The following is a 17,665-nucleotide window of genomic DNA, read 5'->3' as shown; positions in this document are numbered from 1 at the left end:
CCGGAAAAGCGTGCCTCTGGTGCAACATGGTCCGCTGAATCAGTCCGGTTTTGCTGTCCCCCAGCGATTCCGCCGATTCCGTAGTTCCACGGAGGGGCCCGGCGGCCTAGTTTGCCGGCGGCGCCGCTGGGGAGCGCTGGACTGAGGGCATCAAAGTGGAATTTGGGCCGCCGAAGGCTGGTCGGATTGGGCTGCGCCTTGCCGCGGTCGCTTCGTCTGTCGTGGCGGTCGTTCTCAGCCTCGGCCTATCGGCGACACCTGCGCAGGCGGACTGCGCGCCCGACCCGGCGGCAAGCGGGCAGACCGTCACCTGTAGCGGCACCGATGCCGACGGCTTTGCGGCAAGCGGCGGCGTCACCAATCTGACCGTAAATGTGCTGACTGGCGCCAGCGTCAACGATAACGGCACGGCGGCGATCAACGTCAATGACACCAACGTCATCACTAACAACGGCACGGTGGCGGCGGGCTCGGGCCTCACCGGCATCAATGGCGGCAATTCGAACACCGTGACCAACAACGGCGCCATCACGGTGTTTGATAACGGCCTCGGTATCTCCGCGCTCGATCACAACATCATCATCAATGCCGGGACCGTCACCACCGGCGACCACGGCAGCGCGATCTCGGTAGGAAACAACAATAGCGTTAGCAACAGCGGTGCGCTGTCCATCGGCGCGTCGGGCGCGGGCATCTTCGCGGTCCAGAGCAACACGATCACCAACGCCGCGACGGGCACGATCACCGGACTCGATGATTCAATCGGGATTTTCGCTTCGTTCGGTGGCACGACCGTGACCAATGCAGGCGCGATCAAGGTCGGCGATTCCTCCGGCTTCTCCGGCGGCATCGTTGCGACCATGGATAACAACACGGTCACCAACACCGCCACCGGCACGATTTCGGTCGGGCAGGGTGCCGCTGGCATCTTTATGCAGGGTAGTTTTCAAATCGTCAGCAATTTCGGCGCAATCACGGCCGGCGACTTTGGTGCCGGCATCGCCTTGTTCGGTGATGACGCCAAGGTCACCAATAGTGGCTCGATCAAGTCGGGCGATGGCACGTCCGCCGGCATTGCGGTGCAGGGCAATCGGGTCGCGATCAACCAAAACGGGACGATCAGCGTGGGTCTGGGCGGTGCGGGCATCGCGTTTACGGGCCTGTCCTCCACGATCAGCAACAATGGACGGATCACAGGGGCCGATTTCGCCGAGGGCATCGTAGCTCTCGGTGATTCCAACACCATCATCAACAGAGGTACGATCACGGTCGGCGATTCCGGCTTCGGCATCGACGTGAGCTCGTTCACAACGACAAACCACGTTGTCAATACCGGAACCATCACCGTCGGTGCTGGCGGCGTCGGCATCAGCGTGAGCGGCGGGGCCAACGTCTTCAACTCCGGGACCATCAACGCTGCGGCCGGAATCGCTGCAATCGAGTTTTGTGTCTGCGGCCCCAACACGCTGACGCTAGGACCCGGCAGCATCATCAACGGCCTGGTGCTCGGCACTGGCGTCGACACGTTCCAGCTCGGAGGCATCGGCAAGGATACGTTCAACCTCGACCTGATCGGTCCCCTTCTTCAGTATGACGGCTTCTCGACCTTCAACAAGGTCGACAATTCGACCTGGACGGTGACCGGCACGGGTAATCAGGACTGGAACGTGCTGGGCGGCACGCTCACGCTGGCCGGCACCATCAATGGCAATGTGAGTGTCGCGGCCGGCGGCACGTTCGGTGGCGTCGGCACGGTCGGAAGCTCCATCTCCGTCAACGGCGGTACGCTAGCACCGGGCAGTCCCACCGGGACGCTCAACGTGTCCGGTGATCTCTCGTTTACGTCGGCGTCGCACTACATGGTGCAGGTCTCGGGCACCAGCAACGGCGTCGCGGTCGTCACGGGAACGGCGACGCTCGCCGGCGCCACGGTCGTCGTCGTACCGACCGGCTCGATCGCGAAGCACTACACGATCCTGAACGCGGGCACGCTGCCCGACAGCTTCAATCCGGTCGTCGCGGGTTTGTCATCGAACCTGCATGCGACCCTGAGCTACGACCCCAACAACGTCTTCCTGGATCTCGCGCTGGGCTATGGCGGCGGCCTCAATATCAACCAGCAGAATGTCGCCAACATTCTGACGCACTACTTCGACAACACCGGCAGCCTTCCCGTGGTGCTGGCGAATCTCTCGCCGACGGGACTGACGCAAGCCTCCGGCGAATCAGGGACGGGATCGCAGCAGACGACGTTCAATGCGATGAACCAATTTATCGGCTTGTTGACCGACGTCTTCAGCGCGGGACGCGGCGGCGCACCGGGCGCGACGCCCTATGCCGACGAGACGAACGCGACTGCCTATGCCGCGACCCGCAAGAACGCGAACGAAGCCCTTGCTTCGATCTACCGCAAGGCACCGCCGCTGACATTCGAGCAGCGCTGGGACGTCTGGGCCGCCGGCTATGGCGGCTCGCAGGCCACTGACGGCAATGCGGCGCTTGGCTCGAACAACGCCACCAGCAGCGTGTACGGCACGGCGGTTGGTCTGGATTATCGCTTCTCGCCGTCGACGATCGTAGGTTTTGCGCTCGCCGGCGGCGGCACCGGCTTCAATGTCACCGGGCTCGGCTGGGGCCGCTCGGATTTGTTCCAGGCCGGCGCCTTCGTGCGTCACAACGCAGGACCGGCCTATGTCACGGCCGCGCTGGCCTATGGCTGGCAGGACGTCACGACCAATCGCATCGTCACCGCCGCCGGCGTGGATCAATTGCGTGCGCAGTTCAACGCCAACGCGCTCTCGGGCCGTGTCGAGGGCGGCTATCGCTATGCCTGGCAGTGGATCGGCCTCACCCCCTATGCGGCGCTCCAGGCCACCGTGTTCAGCCTTCCGAGCTATTCGGAGTTCGCTGTGGTCGGCAGCAACGTCTTCGCGCTGAATTATGCCGCCAAGGACGTGACCAGCACCCGCACCGAACTCGGCCTGCGCGCGGACAAGTCCTTTGCCGCAGCCGGCGGCCTGATAACCTTGCGCGGCCGCGTCGCCTGGGCGCATGACTACAATCCGGATCGCACCATCGGTGCGGTCTTCCAAACGTTGCCGGGATCGGCGTTCGTGGTGAACGGCGCCGCCCAAGCACACGATTCCGCGCTGACCACAGCGGCGGTGCAGATGAGCTGGATGAACGGCTGGTCTGCGTCGGCGACTTTCGAGGGCGAGTTCTCGAACGTCACCCGCTCTTACGCCGGCAAGGGCGTCGTCCGCTACGCGTGGTAGGCGCTACCGTTTCTGCTGCGCCGGCTTCCGGGGCGGTCGCGGAGCGGCGGCCGGCGTGGGTGTCCCGCTCATCTTGTTGGCGGCTTCGCTGACGTCGAGCAGCGAGCGACGGATGTCATCGAGGAAGTTCGCCGATTTCTTTTTCATGGTGTCGGCGAGTTCGTGCAATCCCTGGATCTTTTCGAACAGCTCATCCGCCTTGCCGTCGGCAAAGCCGGGCACCACGCCTTCGATCTTTGTGACCGCCTTGTCGAAGCCCGCGAAGGCGCTGTCGACCCTGGCCATGACGGAATCGATTTCGCCGCCCTTGCTCCGGAGATCGGCGGTGTAGTTCTCGAACGTGCGCAGGCCTTCCTTGATCGCCGGGGCGTTGCTGACGATCGTACGGTCGACGCTATGCAGGGTGTCGACGATCGATTCGGCATCGCTGAGATCGGCGGTCAGCACGGGGACGCCGTCCGAGTCCAGCGGCACTGGCGGCGCCGAGGGCGCGCCGCCGATCAGCGAGACCGCGGCGACGCCGGTGAGGCCCTGGAACTCGATGCCCGCGACGGTGTCCTTGCGTATCGGCGCGGTATTGTCGAGCATCACCAGGGCCACGACCTTGCGCGGATTGTCCAGCTTGATCGACAGGATTTGGCCGGCGGGGACGCCATCGAAATTGACCGGTCCGCCGCGGCGCAATCCGCTGGCGGAGCCCCCCTCGAATACCACGCGCAACTGGCTGCGGCTCTGGAGGGTGCGCCATTTCTGCACGCCGAGCACGCCGCCGAACGCCACGGCGATCACCGCCAGCGTCGCCGTTCCGATCACCAGATTGCTCGCGCGTGCCATGCGGGATGATTTTACGGCCAAAGCGGGGAAGTTGGAAGGATGATGGCGTGGCCGCAATAATAGGATGGGCGAGTTAGGGAAGCGTAACCCGCCACTTCCTCTCGCGTTTTGTCGCAAGGATTGGCGGATTACGCTGCGCTAAACCGCCCTCAGCGACATCAATGCCCGGCGGTGTTCTTGGCCGCAGCATTGTTCAGCACGATCAGGGCATCGACGGCGACGCCTGTTTTGGCATTGATCAGGAACGGATTGACGTCGATCGAGGCGATCCGGTCGCCAGCATCCGCGATCAGGTTGGACAGGCCGACCAGCGCCTTCACCGCGGAGGCCTCGTGCAAGGCCGGTTTGCCCCGATAGCCGCGCATCTTGATACCGGCCTTGGTGCGGCCGATCAGGAGTCGAGCCTCAGCCTCGTCCAGCGGCGCGCTGGCGAGCGCGACGTCCTTCATCAGCTCGATGTCGATGCCGCCAGTGCCGAACAGCACGACCGGGCCCATCTCGGCATCGAGGGAGGCGCCGACCACCAGTTCCAGATCTGCCTTCACCTGTTGCGCGATCAGGATGCCGTCGAGCTTCGGCTTGCCCTTCAGCTTGCTCAGCCGCGCGGTGATGTCGGCGAACGCCTTCTTCACCGCGGCCGGGTTGTTGAGATTCAGCACCACGCCGCCGATATCTGATTTGTGCAGGATCTCGGCGCTGACGACTTTGGCCACGACGGGGAAGCCGATCTGCTTGGCGATCTTCACGGCCTCGGCTGCCGTCTGTGCGATTGCCTCCTTCGAGATCGGGATGCCATAGGCCTTCAGCAGCTTCTTGGAGGCGACCTCGTCGAGCGCGGCGCCAATTGCCGATTTCAGCGCCTTCTCAAGCACGGCGCGCGCTGCAGGCTTCGAGCTGGAGACGATATCAGGCACTTCCTTGCGCAGCTTGGCGTAGTCGAGCAGCGACTTGATCGCAGTCACCGCGCGATCCATGCCCTGCATGACCGCGAGATGCGGCAGCGACTTGCGCAAGGTCTTGGTGAACTCCGTGAAGCCGATCGACATCGCGCTGATATAGATCACCGGCTTGCCGGCCCGGCTCGCCATCTCGTCGACGATGCGCAGATTGCGCTCGCGCAGCTCGTGCGGCGCTTTCGGCAGCTCGGCATCGATGATGACGATGTCGATATCGGGGTCGTCGATCATCAGCCCGATCGATTTCATGTAGACGGAGGGATCGACCACCGCGGCAAAGCCGGCGTCGAGCGGGTTGCCGACGATCGAGCCCGGCCCGAGCATCTTTGCCAGCTCCGAGCCGACATGCGAGCTGAGTGGTGCAAAATTCAGGCCTTCTGCATCGAAGGCGTCGATCAGCATGCCGCGCTTGCCGCCGGATAGCGTCACTGCGGCGAGCCGGTCGCCCCTGGGCACTGCGGCGTGGACGAAACATTCGGTGGTCTCGATCAGCTCGTCGAGCCCGCCGACCCTGATGACCCCTTCGCGCGTTGCAATGGCGTCGAAGGTCTCGATCGAGCCCGCGAGCGCGCCGGTATGTGCCATCGCCGCCGCGCGGCCGCCCTCGGACGCTCCGAGCTTGAGCGCGATCACCGGTTTGCTCGCGGCGCGCGCCGCCTTGCAGGCGTCCCGGAATGCCTTGGTGTTGCGCACGCCTTCGAGGTAGACCACGATCACCTTGATGCTAGGATCCTCGGCGAAATAGCGCATCAGGTCCGGCGTCTCGAGCCCTGCCTCGTTGCCGGTCGTCACCATGTAGCCGACCCCGACGCCGCGATCTTCCAGGGCCTGGCGGATCGCCATGACGATGGCGCCGGATTGCCCGGCAATCGCCACCGCGCCCTGTTCCATGGTGACCATACGGTCGTCGATATTGGTGAAGAGCTTTTCGCCCGCGCTCAAATTGCCGAGGCAGTTCGGGCCGGTGACCGCCAATCCCGTCTCGCGCACGGCCGCTTGCAGTTCGGCGGCGAGCTTCTGGCTTTCCTCGTCCTGCAACTCGCTGAAGCCCGAGGTGACGATGGTGGCCGAGCGCGCGCCGGCCGCGGCGGCATCGCGGATCACCTGCACGGCAAAGCGCGCCGGCACCAGCACCAGCACGTGGTCGGGCTTCTCCGGGAGGCTTGCAAAGTCCTTGTAGCAGGGGACACCCCAGATGGTGTCGCGCTTGGAATTGACGGGATAGAGCCCGCCCTCGTAGCCGTATTTGACCAAATTGTTCCAGATGCGCTCGGCATAGTTGCCGGGCTTGTCGGTCGCGCCCACCAGCACGATGTTGCGCGGATGCAGCATGGCGTGGATGCCCTTGACGATGTCGCTGGCATCGGGCGGCGGAGACCATGGGCGCGATGAAGCTGAGGCGGCAGATACGCGAGCTTCCATGGTGTGACCTCACCTGTTGTTCTTGTTGGCGGTGCGTCACTCTGTTCTATGGCGAGTTCTTCGGACTGGCAACCACGTGGGCGGGTATGCCGTGCGGTGGAATGAGCGCGCGCCAAGCCCTGGTGATCGACATTTTGGGATCACTGCTCGCGCCGTGGTTCAGTATCGCAGGATGCCGAGCTTGTAGGCGTAGTGATAGGCCAGCTGCTTCGCCAGATAAGGAGCGATGGCGCGCCGGATCTGCATCTGTGTCGGTTCGAAGCCGAGAATGCGTCGCCGCAGGATGCCCATCTCCCTGACGCCGACCGCATAGGTCGATGCCGTCTTTTGTGCGTCATGGATTCGGAAGCAGGCGAGAAATCGCGGCAAGCGTGCAAATTTGAATCCTGCGGCTTGCGCCCGCAGGATGAAGTCCCAGTCCATCGCGTAGTGTAAGCTCTCGTCGATCGGCCCGATCCTGTCCCATACGCGCTTGCGCCAGAACATCGTCTCTTGCGGAATGTAGTCGGCATATCGCAACGCCTTGCCGTCATGAGGCGGCAGCACGGCGCGGCCGACCTCGAGTCCCTCGCGATCGATGAAGACGCGATGGCCGTAGACGACGTCGACACGCGGATGTGCGATGAAGTAATTTGCGACATACGCAAGTGTCCCGGGCAGCAGCACGTCGTCGCTGTTGAGATAGGCCATGATCTCGCTCTCGGCGCCGACGAAGCCGAGATTGATGGCGCTGGATTGCCCCTTGTCCGGTTCGCTGCTCCAGCTCAGGCTATCGCCGCGCCTCTTCAGGAGATCGAGCGTGCCGTCGATCGAGGCGCCGTCCTGCACGTGATAATACAGGTCCGGATAGTTCTGGCTGACGATGCTGTCGATCGTGGCGCCGAGATATTGCGCATGGTTGTAGCTCGGAGTGACCATCGCGATTCTGGGCGCGCCCGGATGGATCGCAGGAGCTCGCGGGAAAGCCGTCAGGTTGAGCAGGCGCGGCGGATATTGCTCGAAGGTCCACATCGGCGGGCGGCGCCAGAGGCTCCGAAGCGAGGAGCGTCTTTGCCCGGCGGCGATAAGATCCTGGTTCCTCTCCAGGAGCGCGACGCGGCTTTCCAGCTGTTCGAGACGCTGCCTGAACTCCTCATCCATCACCGTCTTCTCGCAAATTACAGCGGAAATGCTCAATAGGCCATTCTGATGGGTCTGCGGTCGACGGCGCCGGTTCAGGGGTTCCATCGAGCGGCATTGTCCCTACAGGTCGGGCGGATTCAAGAGGGGGGTGCGGATCGATTGCGAACCGCTATTCATCAGTGCCGATCAGGGTAGCATGCAGGATGTAGCGCTCGGGGCCGGACGCGACGGCGTTGAACGGCCAGCAGGTCGCGAGCACGAGTTCGGCTGCCCGTGCCGCAGGATCGATCCCCGAGGCATCGAAGCGAACCACAGCGGAGGAATCCGCGCGAAAACGAAAGTGCTTGCCATCACTGCGTGTGACGTCGATCAGGTCACCAATGGCGACATTCCGCAGGAAACGGAAATGAGTGTCGCGGTGCGCTGCATATACGGCAACGCCCCGCTCGCCCGCGTCAGCCGTTTGGCGGATATGGCCGGGCCCGAAAGCGAGCGCCTGGCCGCTCGCGCCTTCCAGTACGATCGCGCGGGCGCCGATCCGCCTCACCTCGATTCGCGCAACCGGCCAAGTATCGGCCCATGACCATGGCCTGACCACCTCGCCGGTCGCAACGCTCTGGTCGAATGCGCGCTCCAGCAGCACCTGCGCGAGCCATGCTTTGGCATGGATGTAGGCGCCGTCGCCGAACAGGATGATGCCGATCAGGGCGAGAGCGAGGGGAGAGATGATGCGCGGCATTGTACTAATTCCCGTCATTGCGGGGAGCGAAGCGACGAAGCAATCCAGACTGTCTCCGTGGATGAGTTTCTGGATGCTTCGCTTGCAATGACGAAGGTGAGAGGGCGAGTTCAAAAAGGCGCGCGCGGCCGTTGGTGTGTGGGACGGGCAGCCGCGCGCGCTAACAGAGGAGTTCGGGGGGCTCCTCTCTCAAGCGGCGTCAGTGAGCAAGGACTGACGCCGCTTGAACACGAACAGGATCAGGGCGAGCACGACCAAGATCAGGCCTGCGGTCATTTTCAGCTCGGCCGAGGTCGCGGTCTTGGGCAGGCGGATCGCATCCGGTGCAGCGGGCGTCGGTCGCCTCGTGGCCGGCTGGTTGCGTGCATCGGCGTGACGCTCGCGGAGCTGCGCTGGGACCTGCTGTCGTTCGCCAAAGACCTTCGCGAAATCCCAACCGGCCGGCAGGTTGATCGGCAATTCGCTGGGCTTGAGCGGCTCGCCTTCGGGACGGCTCGGCGTCTTGTCGACCGCGACGAGGCTGGTGAGCCGCGTGACGATCTGATGGTCGAGCGCCAGTGCCAGGATTGCCTTGTCCGAGTCTTCGGGCGTCATTTCGCGCAGGGTGCGCGCCACTTCGGCATCGGCGATCTTGCGCTTGGCCCAAAGCTTCGACAGGCCGTTGCCTTCGGCCGTATTTTGCAGCGGCAGCGTCACCGACCATGGGCGGTCACCGACGCGGCCCTTGATTTCGACCGAGCCCGCAAGCGTGTCGAGCTTTGCCGCCAGCACCAGCGGCTCGTCGCGATAGACGTCGGGAATGATCGTCGGTGTGACGTCGGCCTTCGCTTCGGAGAACTTTACGCTCAGCCCGGTCACGGCCGGGTTCTCGAGCTTGGCAAACAGGCCGCGCATGCGCTCCTCGACCTGCTCGACGGAGCCGATATGGGTGAAGGCACCGCGGCCGAGCTCGGCGGCGCGCGTCATCAGATAGGTGTTGGGCGCCGACCCGATGCCGACCATGAACACGCGCGAGCGGCCGCGCATCGCCGTGATCGTTTCGAACAATTGCTGCTCGTTGCCGATCGCACCGTCGGTCAGGAATACGACCTGGCGAACCATGCCGGCGTCGCCAAGCTTGTCGGTCAGCGCGGCCCGCATCGCCGGCACCATCTCGGTGCCGCCACGCGCCTGCAGCGCGCTGACGAACGAGGTGGCTTCACCGACACGCTCGGCATCCGCCGCGACGGAGACCGGAAACAGCACGTCCATGGTATCGTCGAAACGGATGACGTTGAAACGGTCGGTCGGCTGGAGACGGGAGAGCGCGTAGGTGAGGCTCGCCTTGGCCTGAACGATCGACGTGCCGCCCATCGAGCCGGAATTGTCGATCACGAATATCACCTCGCGCGGCCGCGGCTTCTGCGTCGCCTGCTCGGCGGCGGGCGGGGTGACAAAGGCAAGCAAATAATCGGCGTCGCCGACGCGCTCGCGAAATAAGCCGACCGACGGCGCCTTCACGGCCGCTGGCTTCCAGGTCAGTTCGAAATCGCGGTCGGCAGCCACGGCACCGTCGGCAAGCGAGACGATTCGCATCGTATTGTCCGGGCTCGCGACCTTGACGTTATGATGGGGGCTCGTGACTCGCCGAGCGCAAAGCCGGCGTTCAGACGCACCGTGATGCTGGTCGGATTGACCGGTGCATTCCTGGCGGGATCCAGCACGGGCGGCGAGATGCGGTCGCGGTCCGGCACCGGGTCCGAGTTGGTCGCGCCCCAGCCGGAGCCATCGTTGCGGAAATCGACGCTCTGGACGATCGGCGCCGGATTGTAGCGCGGCCCGACCACCAGCGGCAGGCGCAGCGAATATTCGTTGCCGGATTGATGCACCGGCTCCTGATATTCGATCTGCACCAGCACGGTTTCGCCAGGGCCGATATTGGCGACCGAGTTGGTGAAGATGTTCGGCCGCTCCTGCTCGGTGAGCGCGGCCTTCTGGCCGGCGCGGCGCGCCTCTTCGTAGATCATGCGCGCCTGTTGCCGCTCCTTGATGTCCCCGACGATGACGCGGTTGCCGACCACCATCTTCAGCGAATCGACGGCGCCGTCCGCGGGGAGCGGATAGACATAGGTCGCCTCGACCCAGTCCTTCGTCGGGTTGCGAAAGATTTGGGTGACTCGTGCTCGCAGTGTCGGGCCCGACACCGTGATGTCGACGTCGATGCCGAGGCGGATCGCTTCCGTGTAGGCGCCATCCTCCTTGAGGAGGAGAGAACCGGATTTGGCATCGCCGGGCTGGAGCAGGCTGGCCTGCTCCGTCGTCGCCGACCAGCCCGGCTCGAAGCTCACCAGCAGGGCCACGAAGGCGACCAGCATCACCGCGATGCCCTGCGCCAGAAGGAACAGTCCGACCACGATCAGTCTGCCCAGCCAAGGGTGTTCGTTGCTGTCCGTCGTGTCAAAAGTATCCATTTGGCCTGCTCCCGAGCATGTTTGCTGGCCCCGAGCATCCGCCGGGACGGCCCGATTTCGCGAGCAGAATGATCGGCAATGTTCCGCCACGGCCGGCCCGGCCGGCCGCCTCCGAGATGGCGAAGTGCGGTTTTGTGCTGGTTTGTCCGTCCTGCTAGGATGTCGTCCTGGAGCAGGGCCACGATGCAGACGCAGGACAAATTCACCGACAAGCAGCTGTCGGACGAGCAGAGCCGCGAGATCGCGGAGACCATTCGCGAGGAGCTCGCCAGGCGCCGGATCTCCCGGCAGGCGCTGGCCGAGCAGGCCAAGCTCAGCCTGTCGACGCTGGAGAAGGTGCTCGGCGGCCGACGGCCGTTCACGCTGGCGACCACGGTGCGGCTGGAGCAGGCGCTGGGCGTCTCCCTGCGCAGAAGCGCCGCCGTAGTGACGCCTCCGGCCGCAAACGATGTCGCGCCCGACAGCCTCGGCTCCTGTGCCCATCGCGCGGTGACGTGGCTCGAGGACGTCTACATCACGCTGCGACCGTCGTTCGGCGACAAGGACGCGATCTTCGCCTACCGCACCGAGATCGTCTGGGAGCCGAAGGTCTCTTCACTGGTGTTCCGCGAGGGCGAGCGGACCGATGCCGCCTATGAACACACCGGCGAGGTCGCCGTGCCGCATCAGTCCGGCTTCATCTATCTCGTCATCATCAAGCACGGCCAGCATCGCGTGATCACTGTGTCGCGGCCGACGGTCGCCGGCGAGATGTACGGGATCATCTCGACGCTCCGCGCCGGTCCCGGCTCGCAGCTGACGCCGATCGCAGCGCCGATCGCTTATGTGCCGCTCCGAAACTTCGCGAAGCCCTCGCTGGGTCGGGTCGCGCCCGGCGATGCTAACCACGAATTGTACCAAAAGCTTCTGCGCCGAACGGTGGAAGAATCGTTCGCGCTGTTTCTGTCGGTATAGCCCGCAAGAAATTATCCGGAATGACGAGCATGCGTCTATAAGGGGACATGCAGGACGCGTCCGCACTCTACGACGGCGAATCTCCGCTGTTCTCAATCATTATCCCGCTCGAATCTCACCGCGGGCAGTGGGAGATGTCCTGGCTCGGCTGGACGTCGCAAACTGCCGACACATCGCTCTACGAGATCATTCTGGTCGTGCCTCCGGATTTCACGGCACGCGAGCAGTTGAAGGCGCTGGCCGGCAACAGGGCTCGCCTCGAATTCACCGATTCCGAACACGACATCGGGCTCTGCGCATTCGGCGCGACGAAGGCGCGCGGCAGCTATCTGTTCTTCACGGAATCGCACTGCCGGCCCGAACCCGACGTGATCGAACTCTGCATTCGCGCGATCGATGCTCATCCCGATTGGGCCGGCTTTTCCTGCCGTTCGATCCCGATCTGCCATAACCGGTTATCCGTGGCAGAGGCCGCCATGTACCAGGCCGACATCGAGTTCGGTATGAAGCAGCATCCCTGGCGCAAGGTCCTGGATCAGTGTTTCGTGACGCGGCACGACGTCTACCGGGAATGCGGCGGCCTGCGCGAGGAGCTCGGTCATTTCGCCGAATGGGTGCTCGCCGCCGCCTATCACGCGAGAGGTCATTCCATCGGCTATCTCGAGGAGGCGCGCTTCCATCACTACTATGTCGGTGAGATCGGCGAGCTGAAGCAATTCACGCTCGACTTCGTGCAAGGCGAGATTCGCTATCTGAGCGAGGCCCGCAACGATGCCGGCAGCGAGCTGCTCGACATTCCGGTCGAGTGGAGCTCGCGGAGCGAGGCCGGCGCGTCGCTCGCCCGCAATGCACTGAACGCGCTCCTGCGCTCCAGCCTCGGTGACGGCGGGGGAGGGCCTGGCGAGAAATGGCTGGCGGTATGGCGTTGGGCCGTGCCGGCGCTGCTCGGCGGTCTCGGCGCGCGCGGTTTCGCGCGGCTGGCGGCATGGCACGCGCGGGCCGTGCTGGTCGCTGTGACGGCCGCCGGATCGAGCGATGCGATCGCGCGATGGATGCGGCGATACATCGCCGCGCTGATCCGGCATCAGAGGCTCGATTGCATTCACCGTCTCGGACGAGATGCGGGACCTGTTGACGGGCTCCTTGGTGAGCGCGTTGTCGCGCAGATCGGATTCCATGCCGAAGAGTTCTCTGCCGGTCACACTTTCCGCTGGAGCGAACCAGAGGCAGCCGTGCGCATCAAGGGGAAGCCGGGCCGCACCATTGTCCGCGTTCGAAGCCCCGCACTTCGCGCACCGCTAGATACGATAGACACGCGATTCTATGTCGATGGCACGGCCATCCGCCCCGAAGCGGTCGTGACCGGTTGTGACAGCTACAGGCTGAGCCTCGATCTGCCGCCGTCAGGCATCGCCACCCTCGCCTGGGCATGCCCCATGTTCAGGGGCGTCGGCGATTCGCGTCGTCTCGGCCTGCCGATCGCGGGCATCGACGTCGGCGACGACATGATCGAGGTTGAAAGCGCGGGAACAGCGCCGTCGCTTGCTGGAAAAGAATAGCGGCCCTTCGGCCGCTATTCGGTCGATTCAGGCTGTTGCTCTCAGTCGAACTAGCCGCCCGTTTCGGCGCTGATGATATCGCCGAACAGTTCCCACTGGCCCTTCTTGAACCGCCACATCTTGAGCTGCTCGATCGGCGCGAAGTCCGTGGCGGAGGTGTTGATCTTGATGCCCGGGATCAGTGTGTCGGGCACGAAGTCCTTGAGGCTCGCTGCCTGCTTCATCACATTCTCACGGGTCAGATTGTCGCCCGCCTGCTTCAGCACCTGCACCATGGTCTGGGCTGCGGCATAGGCGTAAACCAGATTGGCGTCCGAAATATTTGCACCGGGTATGTATTTGTCGACGAAGACCATGAACTTCTTCATGCCCTCATCATCCTTCCACTGCGGATCCGACGCATCGCTTCAGATAACCAGCCGACAGCACCCCTTCGGATGCCTCGAGGCCGGCAGGCTTCATCACCGCGCCGATGGACACCGAGACATCGGTCATGAGATGCATCGGCTTCCACTCCAGCTCCGCGATCTTCTTGATCGCCTGCGCCGCGAATTTCGGCGTGGCGATGTTCACGAAGACATCGGCGCCGGTGCCCTTGAGCTTGACGATATGAGCATCGATCGAGGGTTCCGACGTCTCGTAGCTCTCTTCGGCCACGATCAGTTTCGATGCCTTGTCACCGAACACGTCCTTGATGCCGGCGAGGTAGTCCTTGCCGAAATCGTCGTTGGCATAAAAAATCGCGACCTTCGCGTCCGGCTTCTCCTTCAGAATATACTTCGCGAAGATCTGTGCCTCGACGCGGTAGCTGGGCTGGAAGCCCATCGTCCAGGGAAAGTTCTTCGGGTCATTCCACTTGCTGGCGCCTGTGGCGAGGAACAGCTGCGGCACCTTCTTGGAATTGTGATACTTCTGCACGGCGGTCTGGGTCGGCGTGCCCAGCGCGTTGAACACCAGGAAGACCTCGTCGCTCTCGATCAGCTTGCGGATCTGCTCAACGGTCTTAGGCGGCGAGTAGCCGTCGTCGTAGGAGATCCAATTGATCTTTCGGCCGTTGATGCCGCCCTGATCGTTGATCATCTTGAAATAGGCTTCCTCGGTCTTGCCGATGACGCCGTAGGCGGAAGCCGGGCCGGAATAGGCCTCGACATTGCCGATCTTGATCTCGGTGTCGGTGACGCCGGTGTCGTACGCCTTTTGCGCATACGCGGTTTGGGCTGTCAGCAGCATCAGCGCCGTTGCTGCGGCGAGCAGGGAGAGTTTCTTGTTCATGAAAATTCCTTGGCTTTTCTGGGTTGGAACACGCACGTCAAAAAGAAAAGTGCCCGCGAGAGGGGCGCTTTGATCAGGCGTTGGCGGCTTTCTTGTCGACTTCCGAGGCGCCTGAGAATTCCTTGCGCAAGGTCGGCTTGTGGATCTTGCCGGTGGCGTTGCGGGGTAACGCATCGACGAAGCGGACCTGGCGTGGACATTTGAAGCGCGCGAGATTCGCCGCGCAGTGCGCGAAGACATCTGTCTCGGTCAACCGCTGGCCGGGCTTGGCCGCGACGATGGCGAGGCCAACCTCGCCCCATTGCGGATCGGGAATGCCGATCACGGCGGCTTCCGCGATAGCGTCGAGTTGGTGCAGGACGTTCTCGACCTCGGCCGGATAGACGTTCTCGCCACCGGAAATGTACATGTCCTTCCAGCGGTCGACGATGTAATAAAAACCTTCCTCATCGACGCGTGTCGCGTCGCCCGTGTGCAGCCAGCCATCGGTGAACGACGTCTTGTTCGCCTCCGGCCTGTTCCAGTAGCCGGGCGTAATGTTCGGTCCCTTGACCCAGAGCTCGCCGAGTTCGTCGACATCGGCGTCGCCGCCGTCAGGACGCACGATGCGCACTTCCGTGTGCAGCACCGGCTTGCCGGCGGAGCCGGCTTTCCGTGCCGCATCCTCGCGGTCGAGCACCAGCACGGCCGGCGAGGTCTCGGTCATGCCGTAGCCCTGCTGGAGTGCGACGCCACGCGCCTCCCACACCTTGAGCAGCGGCACCGGCATTGGTGCGCCGCCGACACCTCCCACGATCAACCGGCCGAGGTCGGTGGTCGCGAACGCCGGATGCTGGGCCATGAACTGGTAGATCGCGGGCACGCCGAAGAACACGTTGATGCCCTGTGCGGGATCGTTGATCAGGCCGAGCGCCGTGCCGGGATCGAAGGCGCGCATGATCATCACGGTGCCGCCGGCGTGCAGCACCGGATTGGTGTAGCAATTCAGGCCGCCGGTGTGGAACAGCGGCAGCACGGTGAGCAGCACCGAGGACGGCCCGATGCAGGCGGGGCCGCCGAGATTGACGCAATTCCAGAAGGTCATGCCATGGGTGATGGTGGCGCCCTTGGGATGACCCGTTGTGCCCGAGGTGTACATGATGGTCGAGACGTCATCGAGGGTCACCTCCTCGATTTTCTCGAGTGGCTTTGCGGCGGCGATGCCGGCCTCATAAGTCCCGCTGGGGCCAAGCAGCAGGCTCGTCGCAATGCCGCAGAGCCTTGCCACGGCCAGCGCCGTTTCGGCGAGATCGGTGTCGTGGATCATCACCTTCGGCGCGCAATCTGCGGTGATGAACTGGAGTTCGGGAACGGTGAGGCGGGTGTTCAGCGGCACGAAGATCGCACCTAACCGCCCGCAGGCGAATTGCACCTCCAGCGTATCGGTCGTGTTCAGCGCCAGCACCGCGACCCGCTCGCCGCGCGAGACTTTCAGCGCATGGCGCAGAAATGACGCGAGACGCGAGATGCGCGCGTCGAGCTGCGCATAGGTAAAGCGGCGCTCGCTCGCGAGGTCTATCACCGCAATCTTGTTCGGTGTGCGGCGGCCATGGTGGGCGATCCAGTCGTAGTAACGAACGGCCAAGAATTCCTCCCTCGGCGGACTTGTGCCGCCCGCGTCCCTATTGCCATGCACCATGCCCGGCATGGCCCAAGGGCCAGCCGGAGTTTGTGCACCATCCTTTTTTTGATCCGGAGTTGGCGCGCGAGCGATGAAAATCGTCTTGCGTTGAGTTGCTAGAGCGAGCTTGCTTGGAGCGGGGCTCGGCCAGCCACTCCGCGCAAGTGAGCCGCCAAGGTTCCGGCCATGGTGGACGAGACGAATCCGCCAGCAAGGCGAGAGTGCGATGATGAGCCCGTTCTATACCGCCGAGCATGACGCCTTTCGCGAGGTGATGCGCCGCTTCGTCGACAAGGAGATTGCGCCCTTCGCCCACGAGTGGGATGAGGCCGGTGAATTCCCCCGCGCGCTCTATCGCAAGGCGGCCGAGATCGGGCTCTTGGGACTCGGTTTCCCCGAGGAATATGGCGGGATCGCCGCCGACCAGTTCATGAGGATCGTCGCCAGCCAGGAGTTGGCGCGGGCTGGCGCCGGCGGTGTCAGCGCCAGCTTGATGAGCCATACGATCGGTTCGCCGCCGGTCGCGCGGGCCGCGCGCCCCGAGGTGAAGGCGCGCGTGCTGCCTCAGGTGCTCGCGGGTGAGAAAATCTCCGCGCTCGCGATCACCGAGCCGGGCGGCGGCTCTGATGTCGCGGGCCTCCGCACCAAGGCGCGGCGCGACGGAGATCACTACGTCGTGAGCGGCGAGAAGACCTTCATCACATCCGGGATGCGTGCCGACTATCTGACCGTTGCGGTGCGCACCGGCGGCGAGGGCGCCGGCGGCGTCAGCCTGCTCCTGATCGAGGGGGATACGCCCGGCCTGTCCCGGACAAAGCTGAAGAAGATGGGCTGGTGGGCCTCCGACACCGCGACCCTGCATTTCGACGAGTGCCGCGTACCGGCGGAAAACCTGATCGGCGAGGAAGGCCAGGGGTTCAAGATCATCATGCGGAATTTCAACAGCGAGCGCATGGGCATGGCGGCGGGCTGCACCGCGTTCGCGCGCGTCTGCCTCGACGAGGCCATTGCCTACGCCAAGGAGCGCAAGACCTTCGGCAAGCCGCTCGCGCAGCACCAGGTGATCCGCCACAAGATCGTCGACATGGCGCAGAAGGTCGCCGCATCGCAAGCGATGCTGGAGATGCTGGCCTGGCGGCTGGAGCAGGGCGAAAGCCCGGTCGCCGAAATCTGCATGATGAAGAACCAGGCGACCCAGACCATGGCGTTCTGCGCCTCGGAAGCGGTGCAGATTTTTGGCGGCGCCGGCTTCATGCGCGGCATCAAGGCCGAGCGCATCTACCGTGAGGTCAAGGTCAACGCGATCGGCGGCGGCACCGAGGAGATCATGAAGGATCTCGCGTCGCGGCAGATGGGGTTGTGACCTCTTTCTCCGTCATGGCCGGGACGAGCCCGGCCATGACGAGCACCTCAGAGATACCA

9 protein-coding genes and 2 pseudogenes are annotated in these 17,665 nt (G+C 63.9%); 4 read left to right on the top strand and 7 right to left on the bottom strand.

Annotated features, from left to right (window positions below):
- Positions 1-221: 221 nt before the first annotated feature.
- On the top strand, positions 222-3,275 hold the full coding sequence (locus IVA93_RS35670) for an autotransporter outer membrane beta-barrel domain-containing protein (RefSeq protein WP_247789575.1): 3,054 nt from the start codon (positions 222-224) through the stop codon (positions 3,273-3,275).
- Between the two features lie 3 nt (positions 3,276-3,278).
- Here IVA93_RS35670 and IVA93_RS35665 read toward each other — a convergent pair whose 3' ends face one another.
- The 5 genes and pseudogenes from IVA93_RS35665 to IVA93_RS35645 all read right to left on the bottom strand — a co-directional run bounded on the left by IVA93_RS35665 (position 3,279) and on the right by IVA93_RS35645 (position 10,798).
- The gene (locus tag IVA93_RS35665; protein ID WP_018455949.1) at positions 3,279-4,109 is read right to left on the bottom strand and encodes an MlaD family protein; all 831 of its coding nucleotides are present in this window, start codon (positions 4,107-4,109) and stop codon (positions 3,279-3,281) included.
- A gap of 158 nt (positions 4,110-4,267) precedes the next feature.
- The gene (locus tag IVA93_RS35660; RefSeq protein WP_247789573.1) at positions 4,268-6,487 is read right to left on the bottom strand and encodes an acetate--CoA ligase family protein; all 2,220 of its coding nucleotides are present in this window, start codon (positions 6,485-6,487) and stop codon (positions 4,268-4,270) included.
- Positions 6,488-6,646: 159 nt separating this feature from the next.
- Entirely contained in the window at positions 6,647-7,627 is a 981-nt protein-coding gene (locus tag IVA93_RS35655) for a glycosyltransferase family 2 protein (protein WP_085361926.1), read from the bottom strand.
- A 151-nt stretch (positions 7,628-7,778) separates the two neighbouring features.
- Positions 7,779-8,348 (bottom strand): class GN sortase, encoded by a 570-nt coding sequence (locus tag IVA93_RS35650; RefSeq protein WP_085361925.1) that lies wholly within the window; start codon positions 8,346-8,348, stop codon positions 7,779-7,781.
- Positions 8,349-8,537: 189 nt separating this feature from the next.
- Positions 8,538-10,798, bottom strand: a pseudogene (locus IVA93_RS35645) (marine proteobacterial sortase target protein).
- A 183-nt stretch (positions 10,799-10,981) separates the two neighbouring features.
- Here IVA93_RS35645 and IVA93_RS35640 point away from each other — a divergent pair.
- Both IVA93_RS35640 and IVA93_RS35635 read left to right on the top strand, forming a co-directional pair.
- Entirely contained in the window at positions 10,982-11,752 is a 771-nt protein-coding gene (locus IVA93_RS35640) for a helix-turn-helix domain-containing protein (protein WP_018455953.1), read from the top strand.
- Positions 11,753-11,799: 47 nt separating this feature from the next.
- Positions 11,800-13,311, top strand: a complete 1,512-nt coding sequence (locus tag IVA93_RS35635) for a glycosyltransferase family 2 protein (RefSeq protein WP_018455954.1) — start codon at positions 11,800-11,802, stop codon at positions 13,309-13,311.
- Between the two features lie 50 nt (positions 13,312-13,361).
- Here IVA93_RS35635 and IVA93_RS35630 read toward each other — a convergent pair.
- Positions 13,362-14,583, bottom strand: a pseudogene (locus IVA93_RS35630) (ABC transporter substrate-binding protein).
- 73 nt (positions 14,584-14,656) lie between these two features.
- On the bottom strand, positions 14,657-16,207 hold the full coding sequence (locus IVA93_RS35625) for an acyl-CoA synthetase (RefSeq protein ID WP_247789571.1): 1,551 nt from the start codon (positions 16,205-16,207) through the stop codon (positions 14,657-14,659).
- Between the two features lie 262 nt (positions 16,208-16,469).
- Here IVA93_RS35625 and IVA93_RS35620 point away from each other — a divergent pair, with 262 nt between their 5' ends.
- Entirely contained in the window at positions 16,470-17,606 is a 1,137-nt protein-coding gene (locus IVA93_RS35620; protein ID WP_018455957.1) for an acyl-CoA dehydrogenase family protein, read from the top strand.
- The last annotated feature ends 59 nt before the right edge of the window (positions 17,607-17,665 follow it).

Origin of the sequence: Bradyrhizobium sp. 155, from assembly GCF_023101105.1 — a bacterium.
In the GTDB taxonomy this organism is placed as follows: domain Bacteria; phylum Pseudomonadota; class Alphaproteobacteria; order Rhizobiales; family Xanthobacteraceae; genus Bradyrhizobium; species Bradyrhizobium canariense_D.
This window is presented reverse-complemented; position numbering and strand designations above follow the sequence as displayed.

Bases quoted from the DNA above. Each gene is read 5' to 3' on its own strand.
- IVA93_RS35665 (WP_018455949.1), bottom strand. From the start codon at position 4,109: ATGGCACGCGCGAGCAATCTGGTGATCGGAACGGCGACGCTGGCGGTG.
- IVA93_RS35660 (WP_247789573.1), bottom strand. From the start codon at position 6,487: ATGGAAGCTCGCGTATCTGCCGCCTCAGCTTCATCGCGCCCATGGTCT.
- IVA93_RS35655 (WP_085361926.1), bottom strand. From the start codon at position 7,627: ATGGATGAGGAGTTCAGGCAGCGTCTCGAACAGCTGGAAAGCCGCGTC.
- IVA93_RS35650 (WP_085361925.1), bottom strand. From the start codon at position 8,348: ATGCCGCGCATCATCTCTCCCCTCGCTCTCGCCCTGATCGGCATCATC.
- IVA93_RS35640 (WP_018455953.1), top strand. From the start codon at position 10,982: ATGCAGACGCAGGACAAATTCACCGACAAGCAGCTGTCGGACGAGCAG.
- IVA93_RS35635 (WP_018455954.1), top strand. From the start codon at position 11,800: ATGCAGGACGCGTCCGCACTCTACGACGGCGAATCTCCGCTGTTCTCA.
- IVA93_RS35620 (WP_018455957.1), top strand. From the start codon at position 16,470: ATGATGAGCCCGTTCTATACCGCCGAGCATGACGCCTTTCGCGAGGTG.